General features: G+C 47.0%; 18 protein-coding genes. 13 read left to right on the forward strand and 5 right to left on the reverse strand.

Annotation, left to right across the window (positions count from 1 at the left end; translation table 11 throughout):
- Position 1: 1 nt before the first annotated feature.
- On the reverse strand, positions 2 to 1,264 hold the full coding sequence (locus AAHN97_RS20600; protein ID WP_343303973.1) for an efflux RND transporter periplasmic adaptor subunit: 1,263 nt from the start codon (positions 1,262 to 1,264) through the stop codon (positions 2 to 4).
- 257 nt (positions 1,265 to 1,521) lie between these two features.
- Between AAHN97_RS20600 and AAHN97_RS20605 the strand changes: the two genes are divergently transcribed.
- The 6 genes from AAHN97_RS20605 to AAHN97_RS20630 all read left to right on the forward strand — a co-directional run bounded on the left by AAHN97_RS20605 (position 1,522) and on the right by AAHN97_RS20630 (position 10,274).
- Positions 1,522 to 2,685, forward strand: coding sequence for a hypothetical protein (locus tag AAHN97_RS20605; protein ID WP_343303974.1), 1,164 nt, complete (start codon positions 1,522 to 1,524; stop codon positions 2,683 to 2,685).
- A 241-nt stretch (positions 2,686 to 2,926) separates the two neighbouring features.
- Complete coding sequence (locus AAHN97_RS20610; protein ID WP_343303975.1) at positions 2,927 to 5,062, forward strand: M48 family metallopeptidase; 2,136 nt, start codon at positions 2,927 to 2,929, stop codon at positions 5,060 to 5,062.
- A gap of 93 nt (positions 5,063 to 5,155) precedes the next feature.
- Positions 5,156 to 7,117: a DNA polymerase III subunit gamma/tau gene (locus tag AAHN97_RS20615; protein ID WP_343303976.1), complete on the forward strand. Its 1,962-nt coding sequence runs from the start codon at positions 5,156 to 5,158 to the stop codon at positions 7,115 to 7,117.
- 108 nt (positions 7,118 to 7,225) lie between these two features.
- Entirely contained in the window at positions 7,226 to 8,884 is a 1,659-nt protein-coding gene (locus AAHN97_RS20620) for a pyruvate dehydrogenase complex dihydrolipoamide acetyltransferase (RefSeq protein ID WP_343303977.1), read from the forward strand.
- 445 nt (positions 8,885 to 9,329) lie between these two features.
- Positions 9,330 to 9,719 carry a VOC family protein gene (locus tag AAHN97_RS20625; protein ID WP_343303978.1) on the forward strand — a complete coding sequence of 130 codons (390 nt, stop codon included), beginning with the start codon at positions 9,330 to 9,332 and terminating at the stop codon, positions 9,717 to 9,719.
- A 48-nt stretch (positions 9,720 to 9,767) separates the two neighbouring features.
- Positions 9,768 to 10,274: a GbsR/MarR family transcriptional regulator gene (locus tag AAHN97_RS20630; RefSeq protein WP_074242398.1), complete on the forward strand. Its 507-nt coding sequence runs from the start codon at positions 9,768 to 9,770 to the stop codon at positions 10,272 to 10,274.
- Here the strand turns inward: AAHN97_RS20630 and AAHN97_RS20635 are convergent.
- Complete coding sequence (locus AAHN97_RS20635) at positions 10,257 to 11,159, reverse strand: glycoside hydrolase family 43 protein (RefSeq protein ID WP_343303979.1); 903 nt, start codon at positions 11,157 to 11,159, stop codon at positions 10,257 to 10,259. The genes AAHN97_RS20630 and AAHN97_RS20635 overlap by 18 nt on opposite strands.
- A 38-nt stretch (positions 11,160 to 11,197) precedes the next feature.
- On the opposite strand from AAHN97_RS20635, the gene AAHN97_RS20640 reads away from it, so the two are divergent.
- Both AAHN97_RS20640 and AAHN97_RS20645 read left to right on the forward strand, forming a co-directional pair.
- A complete protein-coding gene (locus AAHN97_RS20640) occupies positions 11,198 to 11,566 on the forward strand; it encodes a CoA-binding protein (RefSeq protein WP_343303980.1) in 369 nt (122 codons plus the stop codon).
- A gap of 165 nt (positions 11,567 to 11,731) precedes the next feature.
- Positions 11,732 to 12,205, forward strand: coding sequence for a ribonuclease H-like YkuK family protein (locus AAHN97_RS20645; protein ID WP_074242395.1), 474 nt, complete (start codon positions 11,732 to 11,734; stop codon positions 12,203 to 12,205).
- Between the two features lie 42 nt (positions 12,206 to 12,247).
- On the opposite strand, the gene yihA is transcribed toward AAHN97_RS20645, so the two are convergent.
- Positions 12,248 to 12,856, reverse strand: a complete 609-nt coding sequence (gene yihA / locus AAHN97_RS20650; RefSeq protein ID WP_343303981.1) for a ribosome biogenesis GTP-binding protein YihA/YsxC — start codon at positions 12,854 to 12,856, stop codon at positions 12,248 to 12,250.
- 51 nt (positions 12,857 to 12,907) lie between these two features.
- On the opposite strand from yihA, the gene ubiE reads away from it, so the two are divergent.
- The 4 genes from ubiE (at position 12,908) to AAHN97_RS20670 (ending at position 17,183) form a co-directional block, all read left to right on the forward strand.
- A complete protein-coding gene (gene ubiE / locus AAHN97_RS20655; protein WP_343303982.1) occupies positions 12,908 to 13,651 on the forward strand; it encodes a bifunctional demethylmenaquinone methyltransferase/2-methoxy-6-polyprenyl-1,4-benzoquinol methylase UbiE in 744 nt (247 codons plus the stop codon).
- On the forward strand, positions 13,624 to 14,328 hold the full coding sequence (locus AAHN97_RS20660; protein WP_343303983.1) for an outer membrane beta-barrel protein: 705 nt from the start codon (positions 13,624 to 13,626) through the stop codon (positions 14,326 to 14,328). The genes ubiE and AAHN97_RS20660 overlap by 28 nt, the downstream gene beginning before the upstream one ends.
- 23 nt (positions 14,329 to 14,351) lie before the next feature.
- Positions 14,352 to 15,692 carry a dihydroorotase gene (locus tag AAHN97_RS20665; RefSeq protein WP_343303984.1) on the forward strand — a complete coding sequence of 447 codons (1,341 nt, stop codon included), beginning with the start codon at positions 14,352 to 14,354 and terminating at the stop codon, positions 15,690 to 15,692.
- Positions 15,693 to 15,854: 162 nt separating this feature from the next.
- Positions 15,855 to 17,183: a MutS-related protein gene (locus tag AAHN97_RS20670; RefSeq protein WP_343303985.1), complete on the forward strand. Its 1,329-nt coding sequence runs from the start codon at positions 15,855 to 15,857 to the stop codon at positions 17,181 to 17,183.
- A gap of 3 nt (positions 17,184 to 17,186) precedes the next feature.
- On the opposite strand, the gene AAHN97_RS20675 is transcribed toward AAHN97_RS20670, so the two are convergent.
- Complete coding sequence (locus tag AAHN97_RS20675) at positions 17,187 to 17,396, reverse strand: hypothetical protein (RefSeq protein WP_343303986.1); 210 nt, start codon at positions 17,394 to 17,396, stop codon at positions 17,187 to 17,189.
- 153 nt (positions 17,397 to 17,549) lie between these two features.
- Here AAHN97_RS20675 and AAHN97_RS20680 point away from each other — a divergent pair, with 153 nt between their 5' ends.
- Positions 17,550 to 19,085, forward strand: coding sequence for a YifB family Mg chelatase-like AAA ATPase (locus AAHN97_RS20680; RefSeq protein ID WP_343303987.1), 1,536 nt, complete (start codon positions 17,550 to 17,552; stop codon positions 19,083 to 19,085).
- A 132-nt stretch (positions 19,086 to 19,217) separates the two neighbouring features.
- Here AAHN97_RS20680 and AAHN97_RS20685 read toward each other — a convergent pair whose 3' ends face one another.
- Positions 19,218 to 21,356, reverse strand: coding sequence for an elongation factor G (locus tag AAHN97_RS20685; protein ID WP_343303988.1), 2,139 nt, complete (start codon positions 21,354 to 21,356; stop codon positions 19,218 to 19,220).
- Between the last annotated feature and the right edge of the window lie 214 nt (positions 21,357 to 21,570).

Here is a 21,570-nt window from a genome sequence, read left to right on the forward strand (position 1 = left end):
GTTATTTAAGGAGAACGATTTTACTATCTTTTGCAGAGGCAGGTTCGGCCATCAACACTTTATCTCCTGCTTCCAGGCCTTTTTCCACGATCACTTCTTCATCATTGCTTTTGCCCAGTTTCACTTCTCTTTTTTCAATGCTATTACCTCTCCGCTGGTAAACAAAACTGTGTGTTTTGTCCCCCACCTTTTCGCTGAACACCGCTTCCAGTGGAATGATGATCTTATTGGGCACTTCGTTGATGAGGATATTATTGGAAGTGGTCATCCCGGGTTTGAGGATGGAATCCACTTTTTCCAGTTTGATCAATACTTCAAATACTTTGGCGTTGGAACCAGGGCGGTTTTCACCAATATTGGCCACAGAAGTAACAATACCGCTCAGTTTTACAGCCGGGAAGGCATCCAGCCCCATGGTAACTTTTTGTTCTTTTTTGATCTTACTGATGTCTACCTCATTGATATAGGTTTTAGACATCATACTGGAAAGGTCTGGCAACATGGCCAGGCGGGGGTCCCAGGAACGGATGGCAGAACCTGCTTTTTTCTTTCCACCTGCACTATAATCTATGATATAAACCAGCAGTCCGTTTTTGGGTGCGGTGATCCTGAATTTATCACGCAGCTCTACCAGGTTGGCTACCTGCTCCTGTTTACGTTTTACTTCCCGGCCGGCCTGGTCCATTTTAGCAGAGGCCTGGCGTTGCTGGATCTTGTATTTTTCACCCAGCTGGTTAAGGTCCCGCTGCGCTTTCTCCAGGTCCAGTTCCGCCTGTTTGATGGTGGCTGGCGGTTCATATTTACTCAGTTCCAGCGCCAGTCTTTTCTGGTCCATCTGGAATTTGAGGTTGGTGATGGCATCTCTTGATTCCCGCATCTGAAGGGTAGTATCAAGGGAAGTCTGGGAGAGCGTAGTAATGGCCCTGTCCAGCTCCAGCTGCACATCCCCGATCTTTTTATTGACAATGGCGGGGTCCAGGGTCGCGATGTAATCTCCTTCTTTTACCGTGATGCCTTCTGCGGCCATGTCCTGGATCTTGATCTCTTCATAGATCTGATTAGACTGTAATCCGCTGGGGGCTTGAATGTAGACGGTATTTTCGGCCATTAGTTCTCCAGGGCTCACAACAATATCCTTGAAATTACCTTTCTTTACCTCTGCAGTAATGTCTATGCCAGCGGGTTTATTGGCAAATACGTAGTAAACCACTACAAGGCAAACAACGAGCAGCGCGGCGAGTAGCCACCATTTTTTTCTAAACATAGGTCAATGAGTGTGTGATATAGAACAAGTGTGAAATTGCGTAATACGATTAACAATTCTCTGGTATACTAACTGGCTGCCCTACTGGATGCAATTCATCCTCTTTTCCATAAAATTATACGAGGATTTCGTAACAAAATGTTAATTGTGATGAGAGATAATTTTAAAGGGATAAATCTGTATTAAGCTCACGATCAATTTTTTTAGACACTTATAACGGTCTCATATTAACTTTTATTTTTGCACAAATGCACCAGATGGAATTAATTCTTGTAAATAACGAACAAACAGCCCGGCAGTTCCTGGATGTACACGTTGTATTGAACAGATCGCATGCAGGCTGGATCAGGCCACTTGATAAGGATATCAATGCCGTGTTTGATCCTGCTACCAACAAAGCATTCCGTTTTGGTGAAGCCGTCAGGTGGATACTAAAAGACAGCAAAGGCCAGCTCATTGGGCGTATCGCGGCTTTTGTGAATAAGAAATATAAAACGAAAGGAGACGAACAACCTGTAGGCGGTATCGGTTTTTTTGACTGCATCAATAACCAGGAGGCAGCCAATCTTCTGTTTGATACTGCAAAAAACTGGCTTGCAGAGAAAGGTATGGGAGCAATGGATGGCCCTATCAATTTCGGAGACCGCGACCGCTGGTGGGGTTTACAGGTGGAAGGATTTGTGAACCCGCCCTATGGCATGAACTATAACCCGCCCTACTACCGGCAATTATTTGAAGCCTATGGCTTCCAGCTGTTCTTTAACCAATCCTGCTTTGCCATGAAAGTGAAAGACCAGGTGCAGGAGAAGTTTTATGAGCGGCACGACAGGCTGGCTAAAGATCCCAACTACTCCGCCCGGCATATCAGAAAAGACCAGCTGCAAAAGTTTGCCACTGATTTCAGCATCATTTACAATAAAGCCTGGGCCAGCCATGGCGGAGGAAAAGACATCACCAAAGAGCAGGCCTACCTCATCTTTAAAACCATGAAACCTGCCATGGATGAAAAGATCGTGTGGTTTGCCTATTATAAGGATGAACCAATTGCCTGCTGGCTCAACCTCCCGGACCTGAACCAATACTTCAAACACATGAACGGCAAATTCGGCCTTCTGCAAAAATTGCAGTTTGTGTGGCTCCGCATGATAGGTGCCTGTAAGAAATTCACAGGCCTGGTATTTGGCGTGGTGCCGGAGTTCCAGGGGAAAGGGGTAGACGCTTTTATGATCATGGAAGGTGCAAAGATCATCCAGTACAAACTAGGTTATGAGGAATATGAAATGCAGTGGATAGGGGATTTCAACCCTAAGATGATCAATATCGCGGAAAGCCTGGGTGCCGGTGTAAGCCGGAGACTCATTACTTACCGTTACCTGTTCAACCGGGAGCAACCTTTCAAAAGGCATCCGATACTGAATTAAGCGGAAGGCAATACCTGCTCCGGCTTAAAATACCTGGGGCCGACCAAAAAGTACTGGTCAGCCCCTTTTTATTCGGGTACCTGATGAAGACTCACATGCGTTTATGCAATTCTCAAGGCCCTCATTTTACTTTTTGGTCAACCGTTTTTTTATATCTCTTTGAAACATAGCATGTACGGGGTATATCCCGGAAAGTGGATTAATGTATATTGGGTGCTCGTTATTCAGAATGTCCCAGCCTATGAGCAAACTTTTACATTACCCGCCGAATCCGGCGGAAATACCTGTTACGCTAACCCAACCAACCAGAGGCTATACCACGCAGGTCATCAAAGTGATCGCTGGCCTTTTTGCATTTTTCCTGGTGTACCTGCTTTTAATGCTGAGCACGCTTGCACTCGCCGGAACCTTCATCTGGGGCGGCATCAGCCTGATCCATATAATGAAGGGCCATGGTGTTTACTCCTTTTTCTTTTACTTTATCGCAGCCATCATCATCTTATGGGGAGGCCTGCTCCTTTTCTTTCTTGTTAAATTTATCTTCACTCCATATAAAGACGAAGCGCACTACCGGGTACAAATACACGAAGAAGAACATCCCCGCCTTTTTGCCTTTATCCGCCAGCTAACAAAAGACATGCAAACCTCCATGCCCAAAAAGGTGTACATCAACCCGGAGGTAAACGCTGCTGTGTTCTATAATTCCAGCTTCCTGAGCATGTTCTGGCCTGTACGCAAAAACCTGGAAATAGGCCTGGGCCTGGTAAATACGGTACACCTGAGTGAATTTAAAATGGTGATTGCCCATGAACTCGGGCACTTCTCCCAACGCAGCACCAAACTGGGAAGTTATGTATATGCCATCCACAAAAGCATTTACAAAATGCTCTACCAGCGCCATTCCGGAGGAGGTAAACTACTGGAGAGATGGGCGGACATTGCCCATACCATCAATATCTATAACGTGATCCCGCATGTTACACTCCTGCTGATGCAATTCATTCAAACTGTACTGGGTATGTTATACCAGCAGATCCACCGGCTGTATATGGGCCTTTCCCGGGAAATGGAGTTTCATGCAGATGCTGTTTCTGTAGCTGTGGCCGGCAGCCAGCCGGCTATCAATTCCATCCGCAGGCTCGCTTTGAGCAATCACTGTTATGCCTATTGCAGCAAACACCTCTCTGAAGCAGCAGAAAGGGATGCCTGTTTTGAGAACATCTACTCAGCACAAACAGCCCTGCTGCACTATATTTCAAACCATCATCAGCTCCGTATTGTAGATGGGCTGCCGGAAATATCTGATGAATACCTGGCCCGGACTATCAGCAGCCGCGTGCAGTATAAAGACCAGTGGGCCTCCCACCCTTCTGATGCAGAAAGGGAAGCACGCATCCTGGCCGCCAATGTAAAAGTGGAAATGGACACCACCAGCCCCTGGGTATTGTTCAACGATGCATCTGAATTACAGGAAAACATCACCCAAAACCTCTATGCAGAACGTTTCCCGGGAAGGCCGCCTGCCAGATACACAGAGTCTGCATCCGGGTTCATCAAAGACATTTCCCTGCTGCATACCCGCTACCGCTTTCCGGAGATCTTTGCAGGCTTTTATAAGAACAGGCCCTTCCGCGATATCAAAGGACTCACAGCAGGTTTGCCCTTCAAAGGAGAAACCAAAGACCTTTATAATACTGCCATCACCACCAGGATCAAACGGTTCTTCCAGAACAAGATCGATCATGCCCTGCTGGTAGCCATCGCAGATAAACACATCGATACCCGGCACTTTGAGTTCGACAACCGGAAATATGAAAGGAGCGCCGCCCGCACACTGGCCATTTCCCTGGAAAAGGAAATTGAAGAACAAAGCGCCTGGCTGCAGCAATACGAGAAAGACCTTTACCAGTACCATTTGTACATGGCAGAGCAAAAAAGCCTGGAAGCTGCTCAAACCTTCAGGGGTTTATATGATAATGTGCTCCTCCATCAGCGCAAAACCCGGGAGATGGAATCCCAGGCCACCATGGTGATCCGACAGGTGCAGATCCTGTATAATATGGAAGACCAGCACCTGCATGCCCTGCTGGACCAGCTAAAGGCGGTTAAAAAAGAAGAAAAGGTACTGAAGCCCATGCTGGAGAATATGCTGGAAACGGCGGACATCCCGGCTGAACTGGACAATACCTTTGTGGAAGACACCCGCCGCTTCCTGGAAACCAATTATACCTACCTGCAGGAAAACGCTATCCACCAGGAAGAGATCGTACGCCTGTACCGCCTTACCCATCGTGCTGTGAGTAATTACACGGATGTTACTGAACTGCGTAAAAAAGACTACCTTGAATTCACGGCAGCACTGCTGGCCAGAAACTAAAGAAACAGCCACCAGAGCGGGTTTGATTCTTTTCACTTTTTACTTTTTATTTTTTACTTTACTTTCGATCCCTGGAAAGGAGCGAATCCCATCATGGAAAATTTTATAGTATCCGCCCGTAAATACCGTCCGCAGAACTTCTCTACGGTAGTTGGGCAAGCCCATATAACAACAACACTTAAAAATGCCATCCGCAATAATCAGCTGGCGCATGCCTTCCTGTTTTGCGGACCGCGGGGAGTAGGTAAAACCACCTGTGCCCGTATCCTGGCTAAAACCATCAACTGTGAAAACCTCACCGCTGAAGGAGAAGCCTGTGATACCTGCGACTCCTGCCGGACTTTCAACGAAGGCAGTTCTTTTAATATCCATGAGCTGGATGCCGCCTCCAATAACTCGGTAGACGATATCCGTACCCTGGTGGACCAGGTGCGTTTTGCGCCACAGGCGGGCAAGTACAAGATCTATATCATAGATGAGGTACACATGCTCAGCTCATCCGCCTTCAACGCATTTCTGAAAACACTGGAAGAACCGCCTTCCTATGCCATATTCATCCTGGCCACCACGGAAAAGCACAAGATCCTGCCTACCATCCTGAGCCGGTGCCAGATCTTTGATTTTAAACGGATCACCATCCAGGATACGGTGAACCACCTGCAGGAAATTGTGCAGAAAGAGCACATGACTGCAGAAGGAGATGCCCTGCACCTCATTGCCCAGAAAACAGATGGTTGTATGAGGGATTCCCTCAGTACGCTGGACAAGATCGTGAGTTTCACAGGCGGGCAGCTCACCTATCAGAATACCCTTGAACACCTCAACATACTCGATTACGATTACTTCTTTAAAGTGATGGAGTGTGTGCTGGTACAGGATATAGCCGGCGCCCTGCTCATTTTTGATGAGATCCTCCAGAAAGGATTTGAAGGGGATAACTTCCTCGGCGGCTGGGCAGAATTCCTCCGGAACCTGCTGGTGTGTAAAGACGATAAAGTGCTGCACCTCATGGAAGTAAGCACCAATCTGAAAGACCGTTATAAACAAATGAGCGGCCGCATCAGTGCTGCTTATATCGTAACGGCCTTACACCTGCTCAACGAAACAGAGATCGGTTACCGCATGGCGCGGAATAAAAGGTTACATGTGGAAATGGCCCTTATCAGGTTATGTTACCTGCAACAGGCAGTGACCCTGGTAAGCAATGATCAGACCGGGGAGGTGGTAAAAAAAAACCTGATTCCTGAAGGAGCGCCGCAAAGACTGAGAGCCCCGCTGCCGCAGCCGATTTACGGTAAACCCGCTACTACAAAGACGATCACGCCTGAAGCACCGCGCTTAACGATAGAAGTGGAGAAACCAGCAGCTGCGAATACAGCTAATTCCGGCACTGCGCCTGCAAACAATGCAGCCACAGCCTATTCCGGCACAATACCGGCAAACAATGCGGGCACGGCCTATACCGGTAACCCCGCATCAGGTAATACAGGCACAGCTCCGGCTGCCTATTCCGGCACTACGCCATCTAACACAGGCAACACTGCCAGACCCGCTACGCCCGCTCCCACTCCCCCAAAACCAACTACCCCCCAGACAAAACTCACCGGCCTTTCCGCCATGAGAGAAGCCCTGGCAGCCAAACAACAACAGGATAGCTTGGAAAATATGGCCATCCCTTTGACGGCAGGCGCACTGGTTGTATATTGGGAGGAATTCATAGACCGCTTCCGCCAGGCTAACAAAATGACGGTAGTGAGCAATCTCCAGCTGGCACAGGTGATCCTGATCAATCAGCAGGAAATTGGCATCGTGAGCAGGAACATCGTACAGTTCCGCTTCATGGAAGAAGAAAAACTGGAAATATCAGAATTCTTCAAGAAGAAGTTCAAAAACAATAACCTCATTCTTACGTTACAGTTGGATGAGAGCCAGCAGCAGAATGAAGACACTGGCCCCGTGGCACTTTCCAGCCGGGAACAGTTTGCCCGGATGATCGAAAAATACCCGCTGGTGAAAGAGTTGAAGGACAGGCTGAACATGGAACTTGATTTTTAAACCGTTATCCCGCAAGGGAAATGAATATTTTTTAAACTCCCTGCGCTTACAGGCTTTGCGTTTCTGCGCAAAAACTTGTAGGTTTGGGCAAAATTTCGAAGAAAGACTATGGCAGAAGTTATCAGAATGCCCCTTTTAAGTGATACGATGACAGAAGGGGTGATTGCGGAATGGCATAAGAAGGTAGGAGATACCGTAAAGTCAGACGATGTGATCGCAGAAGTGGAAACCGATAAGGCTACCATGGAAGTGATGGCTTACGCTGATGGCACATTATTATATATTGGTGTAGAGAAAGGGCAGGCCGCCAAAGTAAATGGTATCATCGCCATTGTTGGTAAAGCCGGTGAAGATTACAAACCACTGCTGGAAGGCGGAGACGCTAAAGCCGCTGCCCCTAAAGCAGATGCCGCAGCCCCTGCTCCCAAAGCAGAAGCAGCTCCCGCTGCAGCTGCACCCGCAGTAGACAATGGCGCCGTAGAAGCTGCATTGAAAAATGCTACCGTGATCCGGATGCCGCTGCTCAGCGATACCATGACAGAAGGCAAGATCGTTGCCTGGAACAAAAAAGAAGGTGATGCCGTAAAAAGCGATGACGTACTCGCAGAAGTGGAAACCGATAAGGCCACCATGGAAGTGATCGGTTATGCTGACGGTACCCTGCTCCACATTGGTGTTCCGGAAGGACAAGTAGCCAAAGTGAATGGTATCATCGCTATCGTAGGAAAAAAAGGAACTGATATATCTCCCATCCTGGCTGCAGAAAAATCAGGCGGCGCCGCTCCAAAAGCTGCTGCTCCTGCTGAAGCTGCTGCCGGAACAACCGCTCCTGCCCAGGCTGAAGCCCCTGCTGCTTCAAACGGCTCCACGGATGGCCGCGTAAAAGCATCCCCGCTGGCTAAAAGACTGGCAGAAGATAAAGGCATCGATATCAGCAAGGTAACCGGTTCCGGAGATGGCGGAAGGATCATCAAGAAAGATGTGGACAATTTCGTTCCATCTAAAACAGCTCCTGCCGCAGCACCTTCCAGTACTGCCGCTGCTGCTGCACCAGCCCAGGTTGCTGCCTTTGCACCTGTTGGCCAGGAAAGCCATACAGATACTCCTGTATCACAAATGCGGAAGGCTATCGCCCGCCGCCTCGCAGAAAGCAAGTTCCAGGCCCCGCACTTCTACCTCACCATGGAAATCAACATGGACGAGGCGATGAAGTCCCGCGAAGCCATCAATAAAATATCTCCGGTGAAAGTATCGTTCAACGATATGGTCATCAAAGCCGCTGCCATGGCTTTACGTCAACATCCTGACGTGAACAGCAGCTGGTTAGGCGACACCATCCGCCATAACCACCACATCCACATCGGTTCTGCCGTTGCCGTGGATGAAGGGCTGATCGTTCCTGTGATCCGCTTCGCAGATCAGAAGAGCTTCTCCCAGATCGCTGCTGAAACTAAAACACTGAACGACAAGGCCAAGAATAAGAAACTGCAACCCAACGATTACTCCGGCAATACCTTCACGGTATCTAACCTGGGTATGATGGGTATCGAGCATTTCACCGCCATCATCAATCCTCCTGATTCTGCTATCCTCGCGGTAGGTGCTATCAAGGAAACCGTGATCGTGGAAAATGGCCAGTTCAAAGCCACCAATGTAATGAAAGTGACCATGAGCTGTGACCACCGCACTGTAGATGGAGCTGTGGGAGCACGTTTCCTCGTAACCTTCAAAACTTTGATGGAAAATCCTGTTACCATGCTGGTGTAAACCATCATTATATCTTTAAAAGGCTGTCTCCGTAAAGAGGCAGCCTTTTTTTATGCTTTATCCTGGGCTTTATCCTTGCTTAATGGTTGCTCCATTGTGGCTTTATCCTTGCTTCATTGCTGCTTTATCCTTGCCTTATCCTTGCTTCATTGCTGCTTTATCCTTGCCTTATCCTTGCTTCATTGTTGCTTTATCCTTGCTTTATCCTTGCTTCATTGTTGCTTTATCCTTGCTTCATCTCCTTATCCGGAGCAGGTTTGCACAAGAATGAAGCTAGGATAAAGCAAGGATTACACAACCATTAAGCTAATTTCAGATAAAATCTGCACAAAAACGCTCCATTGTTCCTGTCAACGGAGTACTACATTCCCTAATTATTAGAAAAATCGCAAAAAATGTCCTCTTATTTCATTAAATTTAAATATTGTCCCCAATATGAATCGCAATGCAATTTCCAAAGAATGCAATCAACTGGTTTGAGATACCCGTTAGCAATTTCGACCGGGCGAGGAGCTTCTACAGCCATATTCTAAATTCAGAAATCACTGAAATGAACTTCGGATCGGACCGTCTTGGCCTGCTCCCTTATGATGCTGAATCCGGCGGAATAGGTGGCGCCATTGTTCAGGGCCCTGATCATATTCCCAGCCAGCGGGGCTGCCTGGTATATCTCTATTGTGGAAACGACCTGGCAGAAGTACTGGCCCGCGTACCTGCAGCCGGCGGATGTATTGAAAAAGAAAAACATCCCGTATCCGAAGAATCAGACCATGGCTTTATTGCTATTTTCAAAGATTCCGAAGGCAACCGCATAGGCCTCCACTCTCCCTCCTAACATTTCACTAACTTTTGAAAGTTCGGAAACTTATTTTAGATTTGGGATATGAAGTTGTCAGAAGCAAAAGCACAATTCATACAATCCTGGGGATTATTGGGTGCGCAATGGGGTGTTAACCGCACCATGGCACAGATCCATGCCCTGCTGCTCATTGCGCCGGAACCACTCAGTGCTGAAGAGATCATGGAGGGATTAGATATCTCCCGCGGGAATGCGAATATGAATGTGCGTGAATTGATGAACTGGGGCATCGTGGAAAAAGTGCTGGTACCCGGTGAACGTAAGGAATTCTTCATTGCAGAAAAAGATATCTGGAGAGTAGGCACCGCCATTGCGCGTGAAAGAAAAAAACGGGAACTGGACCCCGTGCTCAAAGTATTACTCCAATTGAATAAAGTAGAAGGCGATCCGAAAGATAAACACGTGAAAGCCTTCCGCGAAACCATGCAGAACATCCAGAAGTTCGCGCATCAGACAGATGCTGCCCTCAATGCATTTATTAAATCGGAAGAGAACTGGTTTTACAGCACGCTGCTAAAGGTTATTAAATAAAGCACGCTGAGAAGCAGGTATCATCGCCGGAAAACCTTTACCCCACTTCAGTTCTACGATATAAGTCTTACGTGGCCCGGTACGCTGTTCATTATTATGAACATGGAAAACATAATACCACTTGTTACCAACACGCAATACATCTCCATGCCCGGAACCATTCTGGCCTGTATTCTTTCTGCTGATGATGGGATTACCTTCATATCTTTTCCATGGCCCCACTGGTGAATTACTCACTGCAACACCCACCGCGTAATCAATATTCCTGAAATCATTACAGGAGTAGAACATGTAATACTGCTTATCTTTTTTGATCACTGTAGGTCCTTCCATTACAGGCCAGGGAGCATTCGCAGTGTTCTCCCATCCCTCCCCTGCCTGCATGCATTTTCTGACTGTACCAGGAATAAAGCCACTCAGGTCTTTATTCAACTCTCCTACAAAAATGCGGTTACCACTATCCAGCCGTACATGGTACATATAGATCTTCCCTTCATCAAAAAACACAAAAGGATCTATCTGCCTTTTATCTGCAGGTATGGAACGAAGATCTTTCTGTTTATAGGGTCCTGCCGGATGATCACTCTCTGCTATCGCGATCTCTTCGTTAGCCGTATAAGCCATATAGAATTTATTGTTGTGCTGGAACACCTGCGGCGCCCAGAATCCTTTATCCCCAAAGCTTTCCCCCTTCGTTAAGGCCATACCGCTATCCGCCCAATGCACAAGGTCCTTCGACACAAATGCATGAAAACCATTATTGGCATTGGTGCCAAATGCATAATGCGTTCCTTTCCAGGTGAAGATAGTAGGGTCCGCCAACAGCAATGGAATACTATCCTTCTTCGGAGAACCGGCTAATAATAGCAGCAGTAAGAATTTCATAGCGCTAAATATATAAAAGCATTCCGTATTTTTACAGTATGAGTACACCAAAACTGACAGTAGTGATCGGCGCTTCGGAAAATCCACAACGGTATAGCTTCCTGGCTGTTTCGCGCCTCCGCGCAAACGGGCATCCTGTGATCGCTATCGGAAAACGGGCAGGGCAGATTGGTGATACACCCATCATTACAGAACATCCCAACGTAACGGACGTTGATACGGTAACGTTATACCTCAATCCTACTTTGCAGCAGGAATACTATGATTACATCTTCAGCCTGCAGCCTAAACGCATCATCTTCAATCCCGGTACAGAGAATACAGAACTGATCAAGTTAGCCGCAGAACACGGTGTAAAAGCCCAGGAAGCCTGCACACTTGTATTGCTCAGCACCGGTCAATACTAATCCACACAATTTCCCCAAACCTCAAAACTTAAAACTGCCTTAATCCTCACTGCAGTTATTTTTCGTATATTCGGTTAATACATAATACATCCTGTTACCCCATACCGGCCCAAGACTCAACAGACAGGCATTCCGGATAGTATTCATTTTCTAAACACTCAACCCATGAAATGGAGAAGGTTCAATGGCGATCCTATTCATTTACCTATCAAGGAGGAGGTGCGTCAGGCAATTGTCCGGGAGACGGGCAATTCCTACCGCTTAAAGGTGTGCATAGGCACCGATTCCCAGGTAAAGGGCGCCGACACGGAATTCGCTACTGTTATTGTATTCCTGCGCGAGGGACACGGTGGCTTTATGTTCATTCACAACGAAAGAACAAAAGATGTCTATTCCATCAAAGAAAGGATGCTGGTAGAAGTAGCGAAAAGTATTGAAATTGCTTATGAACTCTGCGATCTGTTTACGGAGTATGATGTTGACATGGAAGTACATGCAGACATCAACACCAACCCACAGTTCAAAAGCAATCTGGCGCTCCGCGAAGCAATGGGCTACATCCTGGGTATGGGCTTTGCCTTCAAAGCCAAACCAGAAGCCTTTGCCAGCAGCAGTTGCGCGAATAAGATCGTGAACTGACCACCGCGTAAAAAGGGCCCCAGCCTTTTGCGCCTTATTGTTTTATGCGATTCCCTGGAACCGCGCGTTCATCTCATCTATAAACGCCAGGATATTATCCCGGCCCATTTTTTTGACGGTGGACGTTACATGATGCGCCGGTAAAAACTGCCAGGTTTCCCGCATCTTGTTCAAAAATGCCTTCACATTCCGGCTGGTTTCCAGCTGCGTGGTTTTATCTGCCTTAGTGAACACCAATTGAAAAGGTATCTCCCACTTCCCCAGCTGATTCACAAAATCAAGGTCTAATTTCTGCGGTGTATGCCGGCTGTCTATCAACACAAATACATTCACCAGGTTAGGGCGTTTGCGTAAATAATTCTCTATCATCTGTTCCCAGTTCCGGCGCTGACTCTGCGAAACTTTCGCAAAACCATACCCCGGAAGATCCACTATATACCAGGCTTTATTGATCAGAAAATGGTTGATCAGCTGCGTTTTGCCCGGTGTGCCGGAAGTTTTGGCCAGTTTCTGCTGATTCATCAGCATATTGATCAAACTGGACTTCCCCACATTCGAACGCCCGATAAAGGCATACTCCGGCTTATCCCCTGCCGGACATTTTTCATAGTCCGGACTACTGATAAGATATTCTGCTGATTTGATCACCATAATTTTTCCATTTGCGGCCCCTCAACTATAATTCTCTTAACTTTGCGCCCTATGGCGAGCAAAGATCTACAGAAAACGGTTCCTTTTGAAGGCTCAAATTTAAGCAAGAAGGAGCAGATAGCCCACATGTTCAATGATATTGCCGGGAGGTACGACTTCATGAACCACTTCATGAGCCTGGGAGTTGACGTGGGATGGCGTAAAAAAGCACTGAAACTCCTCGTTCCCCTTCAGCCCAAAATGATACTGGATGTAGCCACCGGCACAGGAGACGTTGCCATCATGGCACAACGCATGCTCCAACCTGATAAAGTGATAGGCATAGATATCTCCGAAGGCATGCTCGCCTTTGGCCGGGAAAAAGTGGCCAAAGCCGGCTTAAGTGATAAGATCACCCTCCAGGCCGGAGACAGTGAAACAATAAGTTTCCCCGATACAACGTTTGATGCCATAACCGCCGCTTTTGGCGTGCGGAACTTTGAGAACCTGGAAAAAGGACTGGCTGAAATGTACCGGGTACTGAAGCCCGGCGGTAAAATGGTCATTCTGGAGTTCTCAAACCCTACTAAAACACCTATTAAGCAATTATATAACTTTTATTTTCGTTATATTACACCTACGATCGGGAAATGGATCGCCCGGAATAAAGCAGCTTACTCGTATCTGCCCAGTTCCGTGAAAGCATTTCCACAAGGCCAGGTGATGGTTGACATTTTACAGAAAATTGGGTTTCAGGCTGTTACATGCAAAACGCTAACATTCGGCATATGTTCCATTTATTGCGCTACCCGATAGCGGGTGCTTTTCTGCTCTTGTTGAGTGCCATGCCGGCAAAAGCACAACAGAATTTGAATATGGAGGAACATGACCGTAAACCTTATTATTTCGGGATTACGTTAGCCGCCAATCAATCCAACTTCCGGCTCACCCATTCGGACCTGTTCCTGAAACAGGATTCTATTATGGTGGCAGAACCCCTGAAAACAGTAGGGTTCAACCTGGGCCTGCTGGCCAATCTCAGGCTCAATCACCGTTTCGACCTGCGCGTGAACCCTCAGCTCCTTTTCGCCAATAAGAACTTATACTACAAAGAGAACTACCCGCTCAGGGAAACCGAGAAAAAAGTAGAATCTATCGTAGTAAGTTTCCCCATACAACTCAAATTCAAATCAGACCGCATCAATAACATGCGCGTCTACACGATAGCCGGTTTAAAAATAGACCAGGACCTGGCCTCCAATAAAGCCACCCGCCGTGCAGAAGACCTCGTTAAGATCAATAAGACCACTTATGGCTTTGAATTGGGCGCAGGATTCGAATTCTACTTTGAAAGCTTCATCTTCACCCCCGAGTTCAAGATCAGCAATGGCCTTAACAATGTACACGTGCTGGACAAAAACCTGCGCTACTCCAATGTGATAGACCAGTTGAACTCACGCATGATCGTGTTCTCCATTCATTTGCAGGGCTAGTCCGTTTTGGATAACTTTGCCCCATGCAAAATATCATCATCAGAAATATATCAGTTGTCAATGAAGGTAGCACAACGGTTCAGGATGTACTGATCCGTAATGGCCGCATTGAGAAGATAGCGCCGCAGATAAGTGGTGCTGAAGGCAAAGAGATCAATGGAGAAGGAAAACACCTGCTGCCCGGGGTAATAGACGATCAGGTACATTTCCGCGAACCAGGCCTTACCGAAAAGGCAACAATACAGACGGAAGCCCGCGCAGCCGTAGCAGGCGGCACCACCAGCTTCATGGAAATGCCCAACACAAAACCTGCAGCCCTTACACAGGAACTACTGGAAGATAAATACAATATTGCCGCTAAAGGATCGCTGGCCAACTACTCCTTTTTTATGGGTGTTGCAAACGACAATGCAGAAGAAGTACTGAAAGCCAATGCAAAGAAAGACAGGGTCTGCGGTATAAAAATATTCATGGGTTCCTCCACCGGCAATATGCTCGTGGATAATTACCTCACCCTGGAAAAGATCTTCTCTGAAACTGAACTGCTCATTGCCACACATTGCGAAGATGAAAAGATCATCCGTACCAATATGGAGAAATACAAACAGGAAAAAGGCGATCGCCTTTCCGCAGCAGATCATCCCCTGATCCGCAACGAAGAAGCCTGTTTTGAATCCTCCCTGGTTGCCATCCAGTTTGCACAGAAACACAATTCAAGACTGCACATCCTGCATATCTCTACAGAAAAGGAATTACAGCTCTTCGGCAATATGCTTCCCCTGTCAGAAAAACGCATCACCGCAGAGGTTTGCGTACACCATCTCTGGTTTACCGCAGATGACTACACGAAATACGGTAACCTGATCAAATGCAACCCCGCCATCAAAGCCCCGCATCACCGCGAAGCGCTCTGGCAGGGCATGCTGGACAACAAACTGGATATCATTGCCACAGACCATGCACCCCACACCTGGGACGAAAAGCAGCAGGCCTATCTGCAAGCCCCTTCCGGTGTACCCCTGGTACAACACAGCCTGCTGATGATGCTTGAACAAGTGAAAGCCGGCCGCTTCACGATCGAAAAGATGGTGGAAAAGATGAGCCATGCACCGGCCATTTGCTTTCGCATCAAAGAAAGAGGTTACATCCGCGAAGGATATCATGCGGATTGCGTGATCGTGGACCTTCATCAATCCACTACCGTTACAAAAGAGAATATCTACTATAAATGCGGCTGGAGCCCCTTTGAAGGGCATACTTTCCCTGCGGCGGTTACCCATACCATTGTGAGCGGGCACCTTGCTTACGAAAACGGGCAGTTCAATGAGAACCAGCCGGGGCAAAGGTTATTGTTCAACGCGTAAGGAAACCAGCACCCTCAGCCTGGGAAGCTGCAGTTGCTCAAAATATCAACAGTAAGGCCGCAGCCCTCCATGGCTGCGGCCTTTCACACTTTATGGAAATTTATCATTCCTGCATCTACCTCGTTAACATGTTTCACTGTAAATTCACTAAAAATTCTGCGAATGGAGCTGGATAAAACAACCTACCTCGACCTATCGATCTTTAACCGGGAAGATGAATACTCCCTGTTCCATAAAATGGATTTCACCACCACGTCCGGAGGCCGGGAATATCTGCGCACCCTGTTCAGCACACCACTGAAAGACCTGAAAGCTATTCACGACCGCCAGCAGATGTTACAGTTCCTGCTGGACAATGAAACCGCCTGGCCACCAATGATCAGCAACGGTACCATTGTAGTAGTGGAGAATTACCTGAACGCAGAAATAGAACCTATCTCCAGTTCAGACGGTGTTTCTTTATACCTCAACGCCTTCATCACAAAAACCATTTACGCGCCTGATTTCGGGTTCATTAAATTCTCCTTCGATCAGTTACTGAATCTCATCAATGGCTTCAGAATGCTGGTAGATACATTTGATGCAGCCGCAGCACCCACTACCCTGCGCCTGATATTAGAAAGAGCCCGCGTACTCCTCAGCCACAAAGAATTCGATGATATCGTTGCCCTGCACAATAATAACAGGTTAAACTACGTGGAGATCCTCCGCCACGACCGGTTGATCCGCCGCAGGCATAAAAAAGTATTATGGGAACTCACGGAACTCTACACCCGCCTGGATGCTTATCACAGTATGGCCGTAGCTATCCGTAACTTCAAACTCACCTTCCCTAAATTCCAGGAAGAACCAAAGCCGCATATTGAGATCAAAAAATTATACCACCTCATCCTGCCGCAGCCCGTTGCTTATGATGTAGCCATGGATCCGCACCGTCACTTTATTTTCCTTACAGGTGCAAACATGGCCGGCAAAACAACTTTCATTAAAGCAGTAGGTATCGCAGTTTTCCTGGCACACCTGGGTATGGGTGTTCCGGCAGAGCAGATGCAGCTCACTTTCTTCCACGGGATCCTCAGCAACATCGATGTGAAGGACAACATCTTCAAAGGAGAAAGTTATTTCTTCAATGAAGTACAACGCATAAAGAACACCATCATCAAGATCAGTGACAAAAAGAACTGGCTCATTTTGATAGACGAAATGTTCAAAGGCACGAATGTGGAAGATGCGAAGAACTGCTCCCTTGCCGTGATCAATGGCCTGTTGCAGAATCATAACTGCCTCTTCATTCTCTCCACTCACCTGTATGAGATTGCAGAAGAACTAAGAACAGAAGACCAGATCATCTTCAAATACTTCCAGTCTGATGTAGTGGACGATGATCTGCGTTTCACTTATGAGTTGAAAGATGGTATCGCAAAGGAGAAGATCGGGTACCTCATATTGAAAAGAGAAAAAGTGATTGAGTTACTGGCGAATATGAAATAGCGATTAAAAACTATACCTGATCGTTAAGCGCCCCTTCTTAGCGGTGCCAGGTTCATATTTAATCACAAGTGTATCTGCATACCAGTCTACCAGAAAACTGGTATCCACTTTACCTTTTGGAAGATCTATCCTGTTTACCTTATAACTGCCATCTGCTTCTCCCTTGAGCCATAATCGATAGTTAAAAGGATCTTTCTTTTCTGATATTACCATCCGTTCCATTGGTTTTGACAGATCATTGATAACAATTGTTCTATCAGAACAAGCTGTTAGTGAGAGTAGGCTAATGAGGAGCAAAGCGGATAAAGTCGTTTTCATAAATTATAGTAAATACTTTATCTTCGGAAGATAACCATTGTTTGTCCCATGTTAATTAAAATATTCGGCAGCGCCGTTCAGGGCGTGGAAGCCATTACCATCACCATAGAAGTGAATGTTGGCCAGGGTACACAGTTCTATCTTGTGGGCCTGCCAGATAATGCGGTAAAAGAAAGTGAATACCGCATTGAAACCGTTATCAAAAATATCGGCTACAAAATGCCACGCCTCCGCACGATCGTGAACATGGCGCCTGCAGACATCCGAAAAGTCGGTGCCGCTTATGATCTGCCTATTGCTGTGGGTATACTGGCGGCTTCCAAACAACTCACGCCGGTGCATGATACCACGCAATTTATCATCATGGGAGAGTTGTCGCTGGATGGAACATTAAGGCCAATTCGTGGCGCGTTGCCAATGGCGTTACAGGCAAAGAAAGAAGGCTTCAAAGGCATTATCCTTCCGGCACAGAATGCTGCAGAAGCTGCGATGGTGAATGGATTGGATGTTTACGGCATTCGCCACATTAATGAAATAATTTCCTTCCTGAAAGGTGAAATATCAATTTCTCCAACACCTCCCATAGACTATACACCCCAGCACACTTTTGATTTAGACTTCTCAGAAGTAAAAGGCCAGTATTTCGTAAAACGCGGAATGGAAATAGCAGCGGCAGGCGGGCATAATATCCTGATGGTTGGTGCACCAGGAGTGGGTAAAACAATGATCGCGCAGCGGCTCCCTACTATACTTCCACCATTGACCTTACAGGAAGCATTGGAAACAACAAAAATCCATTCTGTTGTAGGAAAAGCAGGTCAGGTGATCACAAGCAGGCCTTTCCGTTCCCCTCATCATACGATCAGTGATGTAGCTTTAGTAGGAGGAGGTTCAACACCACAGCCCGGAGAAATTTCCTTAGCGCAGAATGGCGTACTCTTTTTAGATGAAATACCTGAGTTTAAAAGCACCGCCTTAGAAGTATTGCGGCAACCTATGGAAGAAAGAAAGGTAACGATCTCACGTATCAGCTTCACTGTTGACTTCCCCAGCAGCTTTATGTTGGTGGCATCTATGAATCCCTGTCCCTGTGGATATTTCAATCATCCGCTCAAACATTGTTGCTGCCCACCGGGTGCTGTACAAAAATACCTCAATAAAATATCCGGCCCTTTATTAGACCGTATCGATCTGCATATTGAAGTAACGCCGGTTCCTCCTTCCCTCATGATTGAAGATGATGTACTAAATGAATCAAGCGCTACTATAAGGGAACGTGTTATCACAGCACGCGGCATTCAGGCACAGCGATTTAAAAATGAACGGCATGTCATTTTCTGCAATGCCCAAATGAATAATAAACAAATGCATCTTTATTGCAGACTACTCCCACAAGCACGAACACTTTTGGACAGAGCCATGAAACACCTGCATCTTTCTGCCCGCGCGTACAATCGTATCTTAAAGGTCAGCCGTACGATAGCAGACCTTGCAGGAGCAGAAGAGATAGATTCGCCACATATTGCAGAAGCAATAGAGTTCAGGAAACTGGATAGGGAAACCTGGGGGCAGTATCAGTGCTGAGACAGTAACCATTTCATCAATTGCTCAGGATCTGCAATGCTCCATGAATGAATTGAAAAAACGTTCCCAGTCAAGCGGAGGATCAACAGCAAATACCGCCTTTGGCTTCAGAGGATTATAGTTCGCCCCCTCTCAATGCTGCCCATTCTGCGCCTCCGTTTTCTTATAATCCTCACTCAGTTTCTTCTGCACATCTGCCGGCACGGGCGCATACTCCGCAAAAACCGCTTTCACTTTAGCCTTCCCCTGCGTAACATTCCGTAAGGAAGAATACAATTTATCCAGCTCAGCCTGCGGCGTCCGTGCTTTGATCACCTGGCTGGCGTTACCACTATCCATGCCTGTAATAATACTCCGGTGGCTTTGCAGTTCACTCATAATATCTCCCATCATCGCTCCGGGAGCAGAAGCTTCCAGGTCATATACCGGCTCCAGCAACTGCGGCGCCGCCTGGTGGAAAGCTTCCCGGAATGCCATCATGCCTGCTATCTTGAAAGAGATATCATTGCTATCTACCGGATGCATTTTACCATCGTATACACTCACCCGTATATCCCGGACATAAGAACCGGTAAGTGGTCCTTCCTGCATCTTCTCCATCACTCCTTTCAGGATAGACGGGAGAAAACGCGTATCAATAGCCCCACCTACAATACAATTGTTGAACACCAGTTTTCCTCCCCAGTTCAATGCAATCTCTTCCGTTTCACGGACTGTATATTCCTTGAATGCCGGCATGCCTTCATAGTAAGGTTCTATCTTCATAAACACTTCTCCAAACTGCCCTGCACCACCGGATTGTTTCTTATGCCGGTAAGAACTCATCGCCGGTTTCTGAATGGTTTCCCGATAAGGGATCCGCGCAGGCAGATAATCCACGGGCATGTTATAGATATTCTCCAGCCGCCATTTAGTGACCAGCAGATGCAGATCGCCCTGGCCATGGAGGATCACCTGGTTCAATTCACGATTGTATTCAATTTCAAGTGTGGGATCTTCCATGTGTATCTCACTCAGCACTTCACTGAGTTTTTCATCATCGCCTTTATTTTTTGCTACAATGGCCACCCGTACTTTGGGAGCAGGGAAGTGAATAGGGTCCACCTGCGCATTGTAGTTCTTATCATTGAGTGTATGATTGGTGAAAGTATTTTTCAGTTTGAGTGTGCAGCCGATATCTCCGGAACGCAGGCGTTCAACGGGCTGGCGGTTCTTTCCATCTGCAATGAACAACTGGTTCAGTCTTTCAGATACATTGCCTTTTTCATTGTACAACTCCTGCCCGGCTTTCAGTTCCCCGCTCATTACTTTGAAGAAGGAAAGTTTACCGATATGCGGCTCCAGTAAAGTTTTGAAAATGAACAAACAGGTAGGGCCTGCAGGATCGCAGGGAATTTCTTTTCCTTCTTCTGTTTGTTCAGGCGGCATTTCCACGGCGGAAGGGGCAACATTGTCTATGAACCCCATCATGCGGCCGCTGCCCATATTACTGCGTGCACAAAGACAGAACACCGGGAATACCTGGTGTTTCATCATGCCTATTTTCAATCCCTGCCGCAGTTCATCTTCATCAAGACTCCCTTTCTCGAAGAACAGTTCCATAAGGGCATCATCATTTTCAGCGGCTTTCTCTACCAGTTCATTATGCAATTTATCCGCCTGTTCCTGTTCTTCCGGCGGAATAGGTAATTTCTCCGGTTTACCACCTCCTGCCGGAAAGCGGTACATCGTCATTTTCAACAGATCGATGATGGCATTGAAACCCGGCCCCTGGTTGATCGGGTATTGCATCACCGTTACGGCCGGACCAAAAAATGCCCGCGCCTGTTCCAGCGTTTGGGTATAGTTAGCGTTTTCATGGTCCAGGTGATTGATAGCGAGGATAGTAGGTTTATTGTATTGGTCGATATAATCCCAGATCAGTTCTGTTCCAACTTCCACCCCGTTATACGCATGCAGCAGCAAAACCGCTGTATCGCAAACCCGGATGGAAGAGATGACCTCCCCCACAAAATCCTCAGACCCCGGCGTGTCTATGATATTGATCTTGTAATCCCGCCACTCCGTATGGGCCAGGGTAGCATACACAGAGTTTCCCCTTTCATGCTCCACTTCGTGGTAGTCGGACACGGTGTTCCTTTCTTCAACAGTACCCCTTTTACTGATAATGCCGGCTTCGAACAACATGTCCTCAGCCAGCGTGGTTTTTCCGCTCTTGGCAGCGCCAATGAGCACAATGTTCTTAATGTGTTTTTCATCATACATTTTCATACGGCAGAAGTTTAGGGTGTTAGTGGTACACCGGGTTGCGTCCGTATTGCCGATCGGGAAGGAAGTATCAATTTTTAAGGCTCATAACATGCGGAAAAATTACCATCCGGCTGCTACTATTAAATTACGGTTTTTTGATGTAAATACCGTGATAAGTACAGTTTAAAATTGATGTTTAAACACTATTGCAGCGGCTTTTTACCCTAACTTTGCC

Origin of the sequence: Chitinophaga niabensis, assembly GCF_039545795.1 — a bacterium.
Classification (GTDB): Bacteria; Bacteroidota; Bacteroidia; order Chitinophagales; family Chitinophagaceae; genus Chitinophaga; species Chitinophaga niabensis_B.

Excerpts from the sequence above, each read along its gene's own strand:
- AAHN97_RS20670 (WP_343303985.1), top strand. The coding sequence starts at position 15,855 with ATGGAGCTGGATAAAACAACCTACCTCGACCTATCGATCTTTAACCGG.
- ubiE (WP_343303982.1), top strand. The coding sequence starts at position 12,908 with ATGGCGAGCAAAGATCTACAGAAAACGGTTCCTTTTGAAGGCTCAAAT.
- AAHN97_RS20635 (WP_343303979.1), bottom strand. The coding sequence starts at position 11,159 with ATGAAATTCTTACTGCTGCTATTATTAGCCGGTTCTCCGAAGAAGGAT.
- AAHN97_RS20665 (WP_343303984.1), top strand. The coding sequence starts at position 14,352 with ATGCAAAATATCATCATCAGAAATATATCAGTTGTCAATGAAGGTAGC.
- yihA (WP_343303981.1), bottom strand. The coding sequence starts at position 12,856 with ATGGTGATCAAATCAGCAGAATATCTTATCAGTAGTCCGGACTATGAA.
- AAHN97_RS20680 (WP_343303987.1), top strand. The coding sequence starts at position 17,550 with ATGTTAATTAAAATATTCGGCAGCGCCGTTCAGGGCGTGGAAGCCATT.
- AAHN97_RS20600 (WP_343303973.1), bottom strand. The coding sequence starts at position 1,264 with ATGTTTAGAAAAAAATGGTGGCTACTCGCCGCGCTGCTCGTTGTTTGC.
- AAHN97_RS20685 (WP_343303988.1), bottom strand. The coding sequence starts at position 21,356 with ATGAAAATGTATGATGAAAAACACATTAAGAACATTGTGCTCATTGGC.
- AAHN97_RS20640 (WP_343303980.1), top strand. The coding sequence starts at position 11,198 with ATGAGTACACCAAAACTGACAGTAGTGATCGGCGCTTCGGAAAATCCA.
- AAHN97_RS20625 (WP_343303978.1), top strand. The coding sequence starts at position 9,330 with ATGCAATTTCCAAAGAATGCAATCAACTGGTTTGAGATACCCGTTAGC.
- AAHN97_RS20610 (WP_343303975.1), top strand. The coding sequence starts at position 2,927 with ATGAGCAAACTTTTACATTACCCGCCGAATCCGGCGGAAATACCTGTT.
- AAHN97_RS20645 (WP_074242395.1), top strand. The coding sequence starts at position 11,732 with ATGAAATGGAGAAGGTTCAATGGCGATCCTATTCATTTACCTATCAAG.
- AAHN97_RS20605 (WP_343303974.1), top strand. The coding sequence starts at position 1,522 with ATGGAATTAATTCTTGTAAATAACGAACAAACAGCCCGGCAGTTCCTG.
- AAHN97_RS20630 (WP_074242398.1), top strand. The coding sequence starts at position 9,768 with ATGAAGTTGTCAGAAGCAAAAGCACAATTCATACAATCCTGGGGATTA.
- AAHN97_RS20615 (WP_343303976.1), top strand. The coding sequence starts at position 5,156 with ATGGAAAATTTTATAGTATCCGCCCGTAAATACCGTCCGCAGAACTTC.
- AAHN97_RS20675 (WP_343303986.1), bottom strand. The coding sequence starts at position 17,396 with ATGGTAATATCAGAAAAGAAAGATCCTTTTAACTATCGATTATGGCTC.
- AAHN97_RS20660 (WP_343303983.1), top strand. The coding sequence starts at position 13,624 with ATGTTCCATTTATTGCGCTACCCGATAGCGGGTGCTTTTCTGCTCTTG.
- AAHN97_RS20620 (WP_343303977.1), top strand. The coding sequence starts at position 7,226 with ATGGCAGAAGTTATCAGAATGCCCCTTTTAAGTGATACGATGACAGAA.